Source organism: Pseudoxanthomonas fibrivorans (assembly GCF_041464125.1).
Lineage (GTDB): Bacteria > Pseudomonadota > Gammaproteobacteria > Xanthomonadales > Xanthomonadaceae > Pseudoxanthomonas.
This window is the reverse complement of record NZ_JBGNUG010000002.1, coordinates 98,729-112,138: the sequence shown is the minus strand read 5'-3', so window position 1 is coordinate 112,138 and position 13,410 is coordinate 98,729. Positions and strand designations below refer to the sequence as shown.

Here is a 13,410-nt window from a genome sequence, read left to right as displayed (position 1 = left end):
TCCTCTAGAAGAATTCTTTGTGGCTTCGCGCGTCAGACCGCTGCCGCGCCGCCCACGATCTCGGAGATTTCCTGGGTGATCGCCGCCTGCCGCGCCTTGTTGTAGACGAGGTTCAGGGTGCCGATCAGCTTGGTCGCGTTGTCGCTGGCCGCCTTCATCGCCACCATGCGCGCGGCGTGTTCGGAGGCCACGTTCTCGAGCAGCGCCTGGTACACCACGGACTCCAGGTAGCGGATGAGCACGTGGTCGATCACGGTCGCCGCATCCGGCTCGTAGATGTAGTCCCAGTCGTGGTTGGGCACGCCGGACGGCGTCGGCGGCAGCGGCACCAGCTGGTCGAACGTGGCCTTCTGGGTCATCGTGTTGACGAAGTGGTTGTAGACCACGTACACGCGGTCCAGCTGCCCGTCCATGTACGACTGCAGCAGCAGCTTGACCACGCCGCGCAGGTCGTCCAGGTGCGGCACGTCGCCCAGGTGGGAAACGCTGCCGACCATGTTCACGTTGATCCGGCGGAAGAAGGCCTGCGCCTTCTGGCCGACGGTGACCATGTCCACTTCCACGCCGCGTTCGTTGTGCTCGCGGATCTCGCCCAGCAGCTTGCGGAACAGGTTGTTGTTCAGGCCGCCGGCCAGGCCGCGGTCGGAGGAGACCACGATGTAGCCCACCCGCCGGACCTGGTCGCGCTCGACCATGAGCGGATGCTGGTAGTCGGTGTTGGCCTGGGCCAGGTGGCCGATGACCTGCCGCATCGCCTGCGTGTAGGGGCGCGAGGTCCGCATCCGGTCCTGCGCCTTGCGGATCTTGGAGGCCGAGACCATCTCCAGCGCGCGGGTCACCTTGCGGGTGTTCTGCACGCTCTTGATCTTGGTTTTGATTTCGCGTCCGCCAGCCATCTCTTCTTCCCGTGGGGCGGGCCATGGCCCGCCGTTGGACTTGGTCACCGTCGCGGCGGCGGGTCATCCCCGCGCCGCGCCGCGGCTTACCAGGTGCCGGTCTGCTTGAACTCGGCGATGCCCTGCTTGAACGCCGCTTCGATCTCGTCGTTCCAGGCGCCGGTCTTGTTGATCTGCTCGACCAGCGCGCCCTGGGTGTTGGCGAAATGTGCATGCAGGCCTTCTTCCAGCGCCAGCAGCTTGCCGACCGGCACGTCGTCCAGGTAGCCCTCGTTGACCGCGTAGATCGTCAGCGCCTGGTTGGCGATGGACATCGGCGCGTACTGCTTCTGCTTCATCAGCTCGGTGACGCGCTGGCCGCGCTCGAGCTGCTTGCGGGTGGCTTCGTCCAGGTCCGAGGCGAACTGCGCGAACGCCGCCAGCTCGCGGTACTGGGCCAGCGAGATGCGGATGCCGCCCGACAGCTTCTTGATGATCTTGGTCTGGGCCGAGCCGCCCACGCGCGACACCGAGATGCCGGCGTTGACCGCCGGGCGGATGCCGGCGTTGAACAGGTCGGTTTCCAGGAAGATCTGGCCGTCGGTGATCGAGATCACGTTGGTCGGCACGAACGCGGAGACGTCGCCGGCCTGGGTCTCGATGATCGGCAGCGCGGTCAGCGAGCCGGTCTGGCCCTTGACCTCGCCGTTGGTGAACTTCTCGACGTAGTCGGCCGACACGCGCGCGGCGCGCTCGAGCAGGCGCGAATGCAGGTAGAACACGTCGCCCGGGTAGGCTTCGCGGCCCGGCGGGCGCTTGAGCAGCAGCGAGATCTGGCGGTAGGCGACGGCCTGCTTGGACAGGTCGTCGTACACGATCAGCGCATCTTCGCCGCGGTCCATGAAGAACTCGCCCATGGTGCAGCCGGAGTAGGCGCTGATGTACTGCATCGCGGCCGACTCGGAGGCGGTGGCGGCCACGACGATCGTGTGGGCCAGCGCGCCGTTCTCTTCCAGCTTGCGCACGATGTTGGCGATGGTCGAGGCCTTCTGGCCGATCGCCACGTACACGCACTTGATCCCGGTGTCCTTCTGGTTGATCACCGCGTCGATCGCCATAGCGGTCTTGCCGGTCTGGCGGTCGCCGATGATCAGCTCGCGCTGGCCGCGGCCGATCGGGATCATCGCGTCGACCGACTTGTAGCCGGTCTGCACCGGCTGGTCGACCGACTTGCGCCAGATCACGCCCGGCGCCACGCGCTCCACCGGCGCGGTCAGCTTGGCGGCGATCGGGCCCTTGCCGTCGATCGGCTCGCCCAGCGCGTTGACCACGCGGCCCAGCAGCTCGCGGCCGACCGGCACCTCGAGGATGCGGCCGGTGGTCTTGGCCACGTCGCCCTCGCGCAGGTGCTCGTAGTCGCCGAGGACCACGGCGCCGACCGAGTCGCGCTCCAGGTTCAGCGCCAGAGCGAAGGTATTGTTGGGCAGCTCGATCATTTCGCCCTGCATCACGTCGGCCAGGCCGAAGATGCGCACGATGCCGTCGGACACCGAGGTCACGGTGCCTTCGTTGCGGGCTTCAGCCGACAGCTTGACCTGCTCGATGCGGGTCTTGATCAGGTCGCTGATTTCGGAGGGGTTGAGCGTGGTTGCCATCTTGGTTTCCTTGGAGTCGCGGGCCCGAGCAAGAGGCTCGGTGTTTGCGACCTGAAAAGTGAACTGTCTGGTGCCGGGTCAGCCCGCCAGCGCGGTCTGCAGGCGCGCGAGCTTGCCCTTGAGCGAGCCGTCGATCACCACGTCGCCGGCGTCGATCACCGCGCCGCCGATCAGGCTGGCGTCCACCGCGGCCTCCAGCTCGACCTCGCGGCCGAAGCGGCGCTTGAGCGCGTCACGCAGCTTGTCCAGCTCCTGCGGCGACAGCTCGGCGGCGGAAGTGACGGTGGCGCGCACCACGCGCTGGTCTTCGGCGCGCAGCTGCTCGAACAGGCCGGCGACGTCGACCAGCAGCGGCAGGCGCCCGGCCTCGGATAGCAGGCCGAGGAAGCGGGTGAACGAAGCCTCCGCGCCCTGCGGGGCCAGCAGCGCGACCGCCTGGTCGCTGCCCAGCTCCGGGTTGAGCAGCAGGCCGGCGACGCGCGGGTCGGCGGCGACCTGGGCGGCGAAGCCCAGCGCCTGCGACCACGCGTCCACGCGGTTCTCGTCGCGCGCGGCCGCGAAGGCGGCGCGGGCGTAGGGACGGGCGAGGGTGAGGGCCTGGCTCATGCTCAGATCTCGGCCGCCAGCTCGTCGAGCAGCGCCTTGTGGGCGTTGGCGTCGATTTCGCGGCGCAGCAGCTTCTCGGCGCCGTTGACCGCCAGCGACGACACCTGCCGGCGCAGGTCCTCGCGGGCCCGGTTGGCGGACGCGTCGATCTCGGCCTGGGCGGCCGCCTTCTGGCGACCGGCCTCGGCGAGCGCTTCCTCGCGCGCGGCGTCGACGATCTGGTTGGCGCGCGCGTGGGCCTGGTCGATGATCTCGTTGGCCTTGGCGCGTGCTTCCTTCACCAGCTCGTTGACCTTGTCCTGCGCCTGCGCCAGGTCCTTCTGGCTGCGGTCGGCCGCGGCCAGGCCCTCGGCGATCTTCTGCTGCCGTTCCTCGATGGCCTTCAGCAGCGGCGGCCAGATCTTGGTCGCGATCAGCCAGATCAGCGCGGCAAAGGCCAGCGCCTGGGCGAAAAGGGTCAGATTGATGCTCATTGGTGCGCTCTGCCTGTGGTGACGGGACCGGCGGACATGCCGGCCGGCCCCTCCATCCTGTCAACGCCCGCGCGGATGCGCGGGCGCCACCCGAGGTTCGATCAGCCGCCCAGCTGGGCCAGGAACGGCGCGACGAACGGCGAGGCGAAGGCGAACAGCAGGCCGACGGCGACCGAGATGATGAACGCGGCGTCGATCAGGCCGGCGGTGATGAACATGCGGACCTGCAGCACCGGGATCAGCTCCGGCTGGCGCGCGGCCGACTCCAGGAACTTGCCGGCCATGATGGCCAGACCCAGGCCGGCGCCCAGCGCGGCCAGGCCGATCATGATGCCGATGGCCAGAACGGTCGAAGCCTGGACGGAAGCGAGAGCGGTCAGTGCGATTTCCATGGTTTTCTCCGGAACGAATTGCTTTAGTGGTGGACAGCTGATGAAAGCAGGTGGGAACGAAGGGTGAAGCGGAACTCTAGTGGCTGTCTTCGGACAGGCTCAGGTACACGATCGACAGCATCATGAAGATGAACGCCTGCAGCGGGATCACCAGCAGGTGGAAGATCATCCAGCCGAAGCCGAAGGCCGCGCCGGCGAACATGCCGGCGATGCCGGCGCCGCCGAGCACCCAGATCAGCAGGAACACGATCTCGCCGCCGAACATGTTGCCGAACAGTCGCATCGCCAGCGAAATCGGCTTGCTCAGCCATTCGACGGTGTTGAGGATGAGGTTGAACGGCATCATCCACTTGCCGAACGGCGCGGCCAGGAACTCCAGGGTGAAGTGCCCCAGGCCCTTGGCGCGCAGCGCGAAGAAGATCATCAGGAAGAACACGCTGACCGACATGCCCAAGGTGGCGTTCACGTCGGCGGTCGGCACCGGCTTCCAGTAATGGACGCCGACCCAGCCCAGCGGGATGGCGAAGAAGTCCGCCGGGATCATCTTCAGCAGGTTCATCAGCAGGATCCAGAAGAACAGGGTGATCGCGATCGGCGTCACCAGCTTGCTGGTCCCGTGGTAGGTGTCGCGCGCCTGGCGGTCCACGAACTCCAGGCAGATCTCGACGAAGGCCTGCCACTTGCCCGGCACGCCCGCGGTGGCCTTGCGCGTGGCCAGCCAGAAGATGAACACCATGAACAGGCCCATCAGCACCGCGGTCACGAAGGTGTCCACGTGCAGCGTCCAGAAGCTCCCCTCGCCTAGGTGCGCGACCTGGTTCTGGAGGTGGTGCTGGATGTAGCTGGTTGGGGTCAGTTCCGCCTCAGCCGCCATGGGTCCGGTTTTCCTGTTCTAACAGCCTGAATTGAGATCGATCGCGCGGATCAGCGCGCCAGTGCCAGCGCCAGGACCTGCACCGCCAGTACCACTACCGCCGCGGCGAGCATCGGCAGCGCGGGCAACCCCCACGCCAGCACGCCCAGCACCAGCATCGCGACCAGGACCAGCCACTTGGCCAGCACCCCGGCCACCAGCCTGGCCAGCGCCGGGACCGCGGCTGCGACGCCGCCCCCCAGCGCGAGCCTGGCCGAGAACCATCCGGCCAGGACCACCGCGCCGCCGCCCACCAGCGCCGCCGCCGACCAGCGCGGCCCCTGCCAGAGGCAGGCCAGCGCGACCAGCAACGTCGCCCCTGCCTGCCAGGCGATCGCGCGACCGGCCTGTCGCCGGCCAGCGGCAACGGAGTTCAGCACGCGATGGTTACCTGCGGGAGTAAGCGGATGGCGGGCGTGAAACGGCCCCTGCCGAGCCGCAAAAGTATAGCAGCGGGACATTTTCGGGGACAACCGGCGAAGGTTGGGGCGGGCGTATGGAACTCGGGCCAGGCGCCGGGGTCCATGGGAAGCCGGGACGGAGAACCTCGTCGGTCCAGTCCGGGCACCGCCCCGGCCCCCACCGGGGCTTTTTCGTGGATCGCGGCGATTGGATGCCGTTGTGCGGTGGATCGACGGCTTTCACGCCTTATCCATGCGTGCATCACGACTCATGGACCACGGCGACGGGATAGTCCGAGGCCTCCCCCCGTCGCGAGCCTCCGCATGAACCGTCCACGTTCCCGCCGCCTTCCCGCCCTCCTCGCCCTGCCTGCCCTGCTGGCGGCTGCCGCCGCCGGTGCCCAGGAGGCCGACCGCTTCACCTTGCGGCTGGGCGCCATGAGCGCCGGCGCCGACAGCACCCTCTCGGGCGAGACCACGTTCATGGACGAGCGTTACCGCTTCTCGGAGAACGTGGACTTCGGCAGCGACGAATGGGTGCCCAGGATCGATGGCGTGTTCCGCATGGGCGACCGCCACCGCCTGGTGTTCGACTACTTCAACTACGACAAGAAGCGCCGCGAGACGCTGGACCAGGACGTGTCCTTCGACGACATCACGATCCCGGCCGGCAGCTTTGCCCGGGCCGAACTCGACTTCCAGCTCGCCAGCCTGCTCTACGACTTCGCGGTGGTGGAGAACGACCGCTTCAGCATGGGCCTGCAGATCGGCGCCGAATGGGCGAAGGCCGAGGCGACCCTGCTGGCCGAGGCCGGCGACGAGCGCTGGACCGACCGCGCCAGCGAGACCGGCTACGCGCCGGTGGTCGGCGTGCGCCTGACCGCGCGGCCGAGCGAGCGCTGGCTGTTCAACCTGCAGGGCCAGTACCTGGATGCGGGCTGGGGTGATTTCGGCGACTACGACGGCAGCATCAGCCGCGCCAACGCGGTGGCCGAGTACCGCTTCACCGACAACTTCGGCATGTTCGCCGGGTACGAGTGGTACCGGCTGGACGTGCAGCGCGACGTGCGCGGCGACTACATCGAGGACGGCATCATCGGCTGGGACCAGCGCTTCAAGGGACCGGTGGTGGGCGTGACCCTCGCCTTCTGAGGTCCGCCACCGAGGCGCGCGGATGAAGAAAGCCCCGGCATTGCCGGGGCTTTCCACGTCCAGCCGGCAGGCAGTCCGGCTTACTTCTTCTTCGGGATGTACAGGTCGGTGATCGTGCCCTCGTACACCTCCGCCGCCATCGCCACCGTCTCGCCCAGGGTCGGGTGCGGGTGGATCGTGGCGCCGATGTCTCCGGCTTCGGCGCCCATCTCGATCGCCAGCGCCAGCTCGGAAATCAGGTCGCCGGCATGCACGCCGGTGATGCCCGCGCCGATGATGCGATGGGTGTGCTCGTCGAAGATCAGCTTGGTGAAGCCTTCGCCGCGGCCGATGCCGACCGCGCGCGCCGACGCCACCCACGGGAACTTGCCCACGCCGACCTTCAGGCCCTTGGCCTTGGCCTCGGTTTCGGTCACGCCGACCCAGGCGATCTCCGGATCGGTGTAGGCCACCGACGGGATCACCCGCGCCACCCACTCCTTCTTCTCGCCGGCGGCCACTTCGGCCGCGAGCTTGCCCTCGTGCGTGGCCTTGTGCGCCAGCATCGGCTGGCCGACCAGGTCGCCGATGGCGAAGATGTGCGGCACGTTGGTCCGCATCTGCCGGTCGACCGGGATGAAGCCGCGGTCGGTGACCTGCACGCCGGCCTTGGCCGCGTCGAGCTTGCCGCCGTTCGGCGAACGGCCCACCGCCACCAGCACGCGGTCCCAGGTGCCCGATTCCAGCTCCGGCTTCTGGCCTTCGGTGGCGCTCTCGAACGACACGGTGATGCCCTTCTTCGAGGCTTCGACCTTGGCCGCCTTGGTCTTCAGGTGCACGACCACGCCCTGCTTCTTCAGGCGGTCGGCGAGCGGCTTGACCATGTCCTTGTCGGCGCCCGGCATCAGCTGGTCCATGAACTCGACCACGGTGACTTCCGCGCCCAGCGCGCGATACACGGTGGCCATCTCCAGGCCGATGATGCCGCCACCCACCACCAGCAGCGACTTCGGCACCTCGGCCAGCTGCAGCGCGTCGGTGGAATCCATCACCCGCGGGTCGTCCCACGGGAAGTTCGGCAGCTTCACCGCCTGCGAACCTGCAGCGATGATGCACTGCTCGAAGCGCAGCAGCTGGGTCTTGCCGTCGCTGCCGGCGCCCGCTTCTGTCGAAATCAGCAGTTCGTTCGGCGACACGAACTTCGCCACGCCCTGCACCGTGCGCACCTTGCGCTGCCTGGCCATGCCGGCCAGGCCCTTGGTGAACTGGCCGACGACCTTGTCCTGCTTGAAGCCGCGCAGCTTGTCCAGGTCGATCTTCGGCTTGCCGAAGCTGATGCCGATGCCGTCCGAGTGCGATGCTTCCTCGATCAGCGCCGCCGCATGCAGCAGCGCCTTGGACGGGATGCAGCCGACGTTGAGGCAGACGCCACCGAGCGTGTCGTAGCGCTCGACCAGCACGGTATCCAGGCCCAGGTCGGCGGCGCGGAACGCGGCGGTGTAACCGCCGGGGCCCGAACCGATCACCACGATGCGGCATTCGATGTCGGCCGGCTTGCCGGTGCCCAGTGCGGGCTTCGGTGCCGCCGGCTCGGCCGGGGCCCGGTGCGACGGTGCGACCGGCGGCTTGCTGCCCGGCGCGGCGGCCGCCGCGGGTGCGGCGGCGGCCGATTCGAGCACCGCGACCACGTCGCCCTGCGACAGTGCGTCGCCGAGCTTGACCTTCAGTTCCTTGACCACGCCATCGGCGGTGGACGGCACCTCCAGCGTGGCCTTGTCCGACTCCAGCGTGACCAGGCCCTGGTCCTTCTTGACCGTGTCGCCAACCTTGACCAGCACTTCGATCACCGGCACGCCGCTGTAGTCGCCGATGTCGGGCACCCTGATCTCGACCGGGCCGGACGAAGCGGCAGCCGGTGCGGCGACTGCAGGCGCGGCCGGGGCCGGTGCGGCAGCCGGGGCCGGTGCGCCCGGCGCTGCGGCCGGCGCTGCAGGCTTCGGCGCCGCAGGCGCCGCGGCACCCGCGGCTTCCAGCACGACCACCACGCCGCCTTCCGACAGCCGGTCGCCGATCTTGACCTTGATCTCCTTGACCACGCCATCGGCGGTCGACGGCACTTCCAGCGTCGCCTTGTCCGATTCCAGCGTGACCAGGCCCTGGTCCTTCTTCACCGTCTCGCCGACGGCGACCAGCACCTCGATCACCGGGACGTCGCTGTAATCGCCGATGTCCGGGACTTTCACTTCGATCGTGTTCGCCATGGTCGCGTCCCCTTACAGCAGCACGCGGCGCATGTCCGCGAGGACCTGGGCCAGGTAGGTGGTGAAGCGCGCGGCGGCGGCGCCGTCGATCACGCGGTGGTCGTAGCTCAGCGACAGCGGCAGGGTCAGGCGCGGCACGAACTGCTTGCCGTCCCACACCGGCTGCTGGCTCGACTTGGACACGCCCAGGATCGCCACTTCAGGTGCATTGATGATCGGGGTGAACGCGGTGCCGCCGATGCCGCCCAGCGAGCTGATCGAGAAGCAGCCGCCGCTCATGTCGGCCGGGCCGAGCTTGCCGTCGCGCGCCTTCTTGGCCAGTTCGCCCATTTCCTGCGCGATCTGCAGCACGCCCTTCCTGTCGACGTCGCGGATCACCGGCACGACCAGCCCGTTGGGCGTGTCGGCGGCGAAGCCGATGTGGACGTACTTCTTCAGGGTCAGGTTCTCGCCGCTGGCGTCGAGCGAGGCGTTGAAATCCGGGAACTGCTTGAGCGCGGCGGCGCTGGCCTTGAGCAGGAACGCCAGCATGGTCAGCTTGACGCCCGACTTGGCCTTCTCCTGCTCCTGGTTGAGCTGCACGCGCAGCGCTTCCAGGTCGGTGATGTCGGCCTGGTCGAACTGGGTGACGTGCGGGATCATCGCCCAGTTGCGCGCCAGGTTGGCACCGGAGATCTTCTTGATCCGCGAAAGCGGCTGGGTCTCGACCTCGCCGAACTTGCCGAAGTCGACCTTCGGCCAGGGCAGCAGGTTCAGGCCGCCGCCGGAGGCGGCGGGCGCCGCCCCCGCGCCGGCAGGCACGCCGCCGGCCAGCGCGGCCTTGACGAAGCGCTGCACGTCCTCGCGGCCGATGCGGCCGCCGCGCTCGCTGCCCTTGACCTGGGCCAGGTCCACGCCGAGCTCGCGGGCGAACAGGCGCACGGCCGGGCTGGCATACGGGACCTGGTCGGGCAGCACGCTGGCCGCGCCGAACTCCACCGGCGGGGTGCGCGGCGGGTTGGCTTCGGGGTCGCTGCCGCCCTTGGCCGGTGCCGCCTGCACCTGGGCGATCTCGCGCTGGGCGATCTTGTCGGGCTCGGCCGCCACCGCGACCGGCTCGACCCTGGCGCCGGTCTCGGCGGTCTTGACCGGCGCGGCCGGTGCGCCGGCCTTGGCAGGAGCGGGGGCGGCGGCCTTGGCCGCCGGCGCGGCACCGTCGGCCGCCTCGATCAACGCCACCACGCTGCCCTCGGACAGGGTGTCGCCGAGCTTGACCTTGAGCTCCTTGACCACGCCGGCGAAGGGCGCGGGCACTTCCAGCGTGGCCTTGTCGGACTCCAGCGTGACCAGGCCCTGGTCCTTGGCCACGGTGTCGCCGACGGCGACCAGGACTTCGATGACGGGCACGTCGCTGTAATCCCCGATGTCGGGGACGCGCGCTTCCTTGATTTCGGCCATGCCAGGACTCCGGCGTATATGCGTGGGGAAAGACCCCTATTGTGTCCGCCCGCGCCGCACCCGCCAACCTCCGCGACACCGCGCCGCCCGCGCGCGGGCGCCTGTCCCGCGACAGGTTTCAACGGTGACGAATCACGACGGGCCGCGCGGTGACAGTACGCCTGCGGATGCGGCCCGAAAACATCCGGCGCGTGTCGCGACTCCACGGCGCATTCACGGCCTCGCGCCGGCCCACCACGCTCACGCGGGAATCAGCTGGGTGAACCACGCCGGAGGATGCGACCTCGCAGCGGCGCGGCTTTCCCGGGATTGCCTGAACCATGCCTGTTGCATGCGGCCGCATGCGGGTTTCCGTTCATGGACCCGCCGATACGGTCTGCCGCGCCCACTCCAAGGGCCCTAAAACAATGAACAGGAGACACCCCATGCGTTCCATTCGAATCCTGAGCCTTGCCCTGATTCCTGCGCTGGCCGCCGCGCCCGCGTTCGCCCAGGACACGACCGACGCGGGTACCGCCGCCGGCAAGCGCTTCGCCGTGGTCGGCAGCTATACCCACCTGGATCCCCAGAGCGATGCCGCCCCGGGCCTGACGGTCGACGGCGGCGCCGCGCCGACCATCAGCGCCAGCTGGTACGCGACCGACAACTTCGCGGTGGAGCTGTGGGGTGCGGCCGACAAGTTCAACCACCGGGTCCGCGCCGACGGCGTCGGCAAGATCGGCACGGTCGAGCAGCAGCCGCTGGCGCTGAGCGGCCAGTGGCATTTCGGCCAGGCCGGCAACGTGTTCCGCCCGTTCGTGGGCGTGGGTTACTACGAGTCCAACTTCAGCAACGAGGACATCTCCGGCGGCGGCGACCATGTCGGCCTGGAGACGGCCAAGGGCGCGATCGGCACGGTCGGCGTGGACATGAACATCAACGAGACCTGGTTCGCGCGCACCGACGTGCGCTACATGCACTCCCGCCCGGAAGTGCGCGTGGCCGGCGAAGGCACCGGCCAGGACCTGAAGCTGGACCCGTGGACCGTCGGCATCGGCCTGGGCGCCCGCTTCTGATCCAGCGGCAGACGAGGAAAGGGCCCCGAAGGGCCCTTTCTTCTGTCGGGCTCAGACCGGCGAGCGGTCGTAGCCGCGGTGGCGCTCGTAGCGTCGCGCGCGGCGCCACAGCGCGCCCGCCTGCGCGGTCGCGTAGCCCAGCAGCAGCGCCGCCATCGCCAGCAGGCCGGCGTGGCTGAGCCAGCCGGTGTCGGGCCAGGTCGCCCCCTGCGCAGCCACGCGGACGGTCTGCACCAGGCCTGCGCCCAGGCGCACCACCACCAGCAGCATCACGCCCAGCACCAGCCAGCGGTTGGACCGGTAGTAGAGGCCTTGCGGCGTGGACTCGAAGCGGGTCAGCGCATGCCCCGCCAGCCCCAGCAGCAGGCCGCCTGGATAAGCCACCGCCACGTAGGCCCAGGCCAGCGGCCAGAACAGCCCCGCCAGCGCCGCGAACACCATGAACAGCAACGACGAGGCGAGCGAGGACCACCACGCCAGCGCCAGCACCCAGGCGCGCGCGCGCCGGCGCGCGCGCGAGACCCGGTAGCGCTGCCACAGCGACAGGGGCAGCAGCACCAGCAACGTGGCCAGCACCAGCAGGATCGCGAGCGGCAGGGCGAGCAGCAGCGGCATCGGTGCTCCCGGAGGCCTGGCGCCGGCTCAGAACGCCGGCAGCACCGCGCCGCGGTACTTCGCCTCGATGAAGGCCTTGACCTCCGGCCCGGTGAGCGCGCGCGCCAGCGCCTGCACGCGCGGATCGTCGCGGTTGTCCGGGCGCGCGACCAGGAAGTTCACGTACGGCGAATCGCGGCCCTCGATCGCCAGCGCGTCGCGGGTCGGGTCGAGCCCGGCATCGAGCGCGTAGTTGGTGTTGATCAGCGCCAGGTCGACCTGCTCGAGCACGCGCGGCAGCATCGCCGAATCCAGCTCGCGGAACTTCAGGCCCTTCGGATTGGCGGTGATGTCGCGCTGGGTCGACAGCGCGTTGGTCGGGTCCGCCAGGGTGATGACGCCGGCGGTGTGCAGCAGGATCAGCGCGCGCGAGTTGTTGCTCGGGTCGTTGGGGATGACCACGTCGGCGCCGGCCGGCAGCGCATCGAGCGAGGTGAAGCGGCGCGAGTAGGCACCGAACGGTTCGATGTGCACGCCGGCGACGGTGACCAGGTCGGTACCACGGCCGCTGTTGTAGGCCTTGAGGTAGGGCTCGGTCTGGAAGTAGTTGACGTCGATCTGCTTCTGCGCGACCTGGTCGTTGGGCTGCACGTAGTCGTTGAACACGCGCACCTGCAGGGTCACGCCTTCCTTCTCGAGGATCGGCTCGACCACCTCGAGGATCTCGGCATGCGGCACGGCGGTGGCGGCCACGCTCAGCGGCTTCGCGGCCGCATCGGCGGACGGGCCGGAACCCCCGCCGCAACCGGCCAGGGCGGCCAGGGAGAACAGGATCGGCAGGAAGGTCTTGCGCATGGGGATACCGTGGGAAGGCTGGAGGGAAAGAGTGCGCCGGCGACCGGTGGCCGGCGGTGAACGCGGCTCAGCGCCGGCTGTAGCGTGCGACCAGGCGGTCGCCGACGACCTGCACCGCCTGCACCAGCAACAGCAGCAGGACCACCGTGACCAGGGCCACGTCGGTGTGCGAACGCTGGTACCCGTCGCGGAACGCCAGGTCGCCCAGGCCACCCGAGCCGATCGCGCCACCCATCGCGGTGAACCCGACCAGGGCGATGGTGGTCACGGTGGCGCCGGCGACCAGTCCCGGCCGCGCCTCCGGCAGCAGCACGCGCCAGACCAGCTGCCAGGTGCTGGCGCCCATCGCCAGGGTCGCCTCGATCACGCCGCGGTCGACCTCCCGCAGCGAGGTCTCGACCAGGCGCGCATAGAACGGGGCCGCGCCGACCACCAGCGGCAGGATCGCGCCGCGCACGCCGAGCGAGGTGCCCATGACCGCCAGGGTGAGCGGGATCATCGCGATCATCAGGATGATGAACGGCACCGAGCGCAGGATGTTCACCACCAGCGACAGGACCACGTGCAGGCCGCGCTGTTCGTGCAGCTGCCGCGGGCCGGCCAGGAACAGCAGCACGCCCAGCGGCAGCCCGACGAGCAGGGTCAGCGGCAGCGCGCCGGCGAGCATGGCCAGGGTGTCCAGCGTGGCCTGGCCGATCTCGGCCCACTTGCCGGCGTCGAGGTTGCGGAAAAAGCCGCCGCCGGCGGCGAGGAACAGCATGC

The 13,410-nt window shown here is 69.3% G+C and carries 14 protein-coding genes; 2 read left to right on the top strand and 12 right to left on the bottom strand.

Annotated features, from left to right (window positions below; translation table 11 throughout):
• Positions 1-32: 32 nt before the first annotated feature.
• The 7 genes from atpG to ACA089_RS13970 form a co-directional block, all read right to left on the bottom strand.
• Positions 33-896, bottom strand: coding sequence for a F0F1 ATP synthase subunit gamma (atpG, locus tag ACA089_RS14000; protein WP_372017967.1), 864 nt, complete (start codon positions 894-896; stop codon positions 33-35).
• An 86-nt stretch (positions 897-982) separates the two neighbouring features.
• Positions 983-2,530 carry a F0F1 ATP synthase subunit alpha gene (atpA, locus tag ACA089_RS13995; RefSeq protein ID WP_372017965.1) on the bottom strand — a complete coding sequence of 516 codons (1,548 nt, stop codon included), beginning with the start codon at positions 2,528-2,530 and terminating at the stop codon, positions 983-985.
• A 78-nt stretch (positions 2,531-2,608) separates the two neighbouring features.
• Positions 2,609-3,136 (bottom strand): F0F1 ATP synthase subunit delta, encoded by a 528-nt coding sequence (locus tag ACA089_RS13990; RefSeq protein WP_372017964.1) that lies wholly within the window; start codon positions 3,134-3,136, stop codon positions 2,609-2,611.
• 2 nt (positions 3,137-3,138) lie between these two features.
• Positions 3,139-3,609, bottom strand: a complete 471-nt coding sequence (locus tag ACA089_RS13985; RefSeq protein ID WP_372017963.1) for a F0F1 ATP synthase subunit B — start codon at positions 3,607-3,609, stop codon at positions 3,139-3,141.
• Between the two features lie 101 nt (positions 3,610-3,710).
• Positions 3,711-4,001: a F0F1 ATP synthase subunit C gene (gene atpE, locus ACA089_RS13980; protein ID WP_162376963.1), complete on the bottom strand. Its 291-nt coding sequence runs from the start codon at positions 3,999-4,001 to the stop codon at positions 3,711-3,713.
• Between the two features lie 76 nt (positions 4,002-4,077).
• On the bottom strand, positions 4,078-4,875 hold the full coding sequence (gene atpB, locus ACA089_RS13975; RefSeq protein ID WP_372017961.1) for a F0F1 ATP synthase subunit A: 798 nt from the start codon (positions 4,873-4,875) through the stop codon (positions 4,078-4,080).
• A gap of 50 nt (positions 4,876-4,925) precedes the next feature.
• Entirely contained in the window at positions 4,926-5,294 is a 369-nt protein-coding gene (locus ACA089_RS13970) for a hypothetical protein (protein ID WP_372017960.1), read from the bottom strand.
• Positions 5,295-5,639: 345 nt separating this feature from the next.
• Here ACA089_RS13970 and ACA089_RS13965 point away from each other — a divergent pair, with 345 nt between their 5' ends.
• Positions 5,640-6,467: a hypothetical protein gene (locus ACA089_RS13965; RefSeq protein WP_372017958.1), complete on the top strand. Its 828-nt coding sequence runs from the start codon at positions 5,640-5,642 to the stop codon at positions 6,465-6,467.
• A gap of 80 nt (positions 6,468-6,547) precedes the next feature.
• On the opposite strand, the gene lpdA is transcribed toward ACA089_RS13965, so the two are convergent.
• Together lpdA and aceF are read right to left on the bottom strand one after the other, a co-directional pair.
• Positions 6,548-8,707 carry a dihydrolipoyl dehydrogenase gene (lpdA, locus tag ACA089_RS13960; protein WP_372017957.1) on the bottom strand — a complete coding sequence of 720 codons (2,160 nt, stop codon included), beginning with the start codon at positions 8,705-8,707 and terminating at the stop codon, positions 6,548-6,550.
• Positions 8,708-8,719: 12 nt separating this feature from the next.
• Positions 8,720-10,144 carry a dihydrolipoyllysine-residue acetyltransferase gene (gene aceF, locus ACA089_RS13955; RefSeq protein ID WP_372017955.1) on the bottom strand — a complete coding sequence of 475 codons (1,425 nt, stop codon included), beginning with the start codon at positions 10,142-10,144 and terminating at the stop codon, positions 8,720-8,722.
• Between the two features lie 425 nt (positions 10,145-10,569).
• Here aceF and ACA089_RS13950 point away from each other — a divergent pair, with 425 nt between their 5' ends.
• The gene (locus ACA089_RS13950; protein ID WP_372017954.1) at positions 10,570-11,199 is read left to right on the top strand and encodes an OmpW/AlkL family protein; all 630 of its coding nucleotides are present in this window, start codon (positions 10,570-10,572) and stop codon (positions 11,197-11,199) included.
• A 51-nt stretch (positions 11,200-11,250) separates the two neighbouring features.
• Here ACA089_RS13950 and ACA089_RS13945 read toward each other — a convergent pair whose 3' ends face one another.
• The 3 genes from ACA089_RS13945 to ACA089_RS13935 all read right to left on the bottom strand — a co-directional run bounded on the left by ACA089_RS13945 (position 11,251) and on the right by ACA089_RS13935 (position 13,408).
• Positions 11,251-11,814 (bottom strand): DUF1453 domain-containing protein, encoded by a 564-nt coding sequence (locus ACA089_RS13945; protein WP_372017952.1) that lies wholly within the window; start codon positions 11,812-11,814, stop codon positions 11,251-11,253.
• A 27-nt stretch (positions 11,815-11,841) separates the two neighbouring features.
• Entirely contained in the window at positions 11,842-12,648 is an 807-nt protein-coding gene (locus tag ACA089_RS13940; protein ID WP_372017950.1) for a MetQ/NlpA family ABC transporter substrate-binding protein, read from the bottom strand.
• Between the two features lie 67 nt (positions 12,649-12,715).
• Entirely contained in the window at positions 12,716-13,408 is a 693-nt protein-coding gene (locus tag ACA089_RS13935) for a methionine ABC transporter permease (protein ID WP_372018945.1), read from the bottom strand.
• Positions 13,409-13,410: the final 2 nt, after the last annotated feature.

Bases quoted from the DNA above. Each gene is read 5' to 3' on its own strand.
- atpG (WP_372017967.1), bottom strand. From the start codon at position 896: ATGGCTGGCGGACGCGAAATCAAAACCAAGATCAAGAGCGTGCAGAAC.
- ACA089_RS13945 (WP_372017952.1), bottom strand. From the start codon at position 11,814: ATGCCGCTGCTGCTCGCCCTGCCGCTCGCGATCCTGCTGGTGCTGGCC.
- lpdA (WP_372017957.1), bottom strand. From the start codon at position 8,707: ATGGCGAACACGATCGAAGTGAAAGTCCCGGACATCGGCGATTACAGC.
- atpB (WP_372017961.1), bottom strand. From the start codon at position 4,875: ATGGCGGCTGAGGCGGAACTGACCCCAACCAGCTACATCCAGCACCAC.
- ACA089_RS13950 (WP_372017954.1), top strand. From the start codon at position 10,570: ATGCGTTCCATTCGAATCCTGAGCCTTGCCCTGATTCCTGCGCTGGCC.
- ACA089_RS13965 (WP_372017958.1), top strand. From the start codon at position 5,640: ATGAACCGTCCACGTTCCCGCCGCCTTCCCGCCCTCCTCGCCCTGCCT.
- ACA089_RS13990 (WP_372017964.1), bottom strand. From the start codon at position 3,136: ATGAGCCAGGCCCTCACCCTCGCCCGTCCCTACGCCCGCGCCGCCTTC.
- atpE (WP_162376963.1), bottom strand. From the start codon at position 4,001: ATGGAAATCGCACTGACCGCTCTCGCTTCCGTCCAGGCTTCGACCGTT.
- ACA089_RS13940 (WP_372017950.1), bottom strand. From the start codon at position 12,648: ATGCGCAAGACCTTCCTGCCGATCCTGTTCTCCCTGGCCGCCCTGGCC.
- ACA089_RS13985 (WP_372017963.1), bottom strand. From the start codon at position 3,609: ATGAGCATCAATCTGACCCTTTTCGCCCAGGCGCTGGCCTTTGCCGCG.
- ACA089_RS13935 (WP_372018945.1), bottom strand. From the start codon at position 13,408: ATGCTGTTCCTCGCCGCCGGCGGCGGCTTTTTCCGCAACCTCGACGCC.
- aceF (WP_372017955.1), bottom strand. From the start codon at position 10,144: ATGGCCGAAATCAAGGAAGCGCGCGTCCCCGACATCGGGGATTACAGC.
- atpA (WP_372017965.1), bottom strand. From the start codon at position 2,530: ATGGCAACCACGCTCAACCCCTCCGAAATCAGCGACCTGATCAAGACC.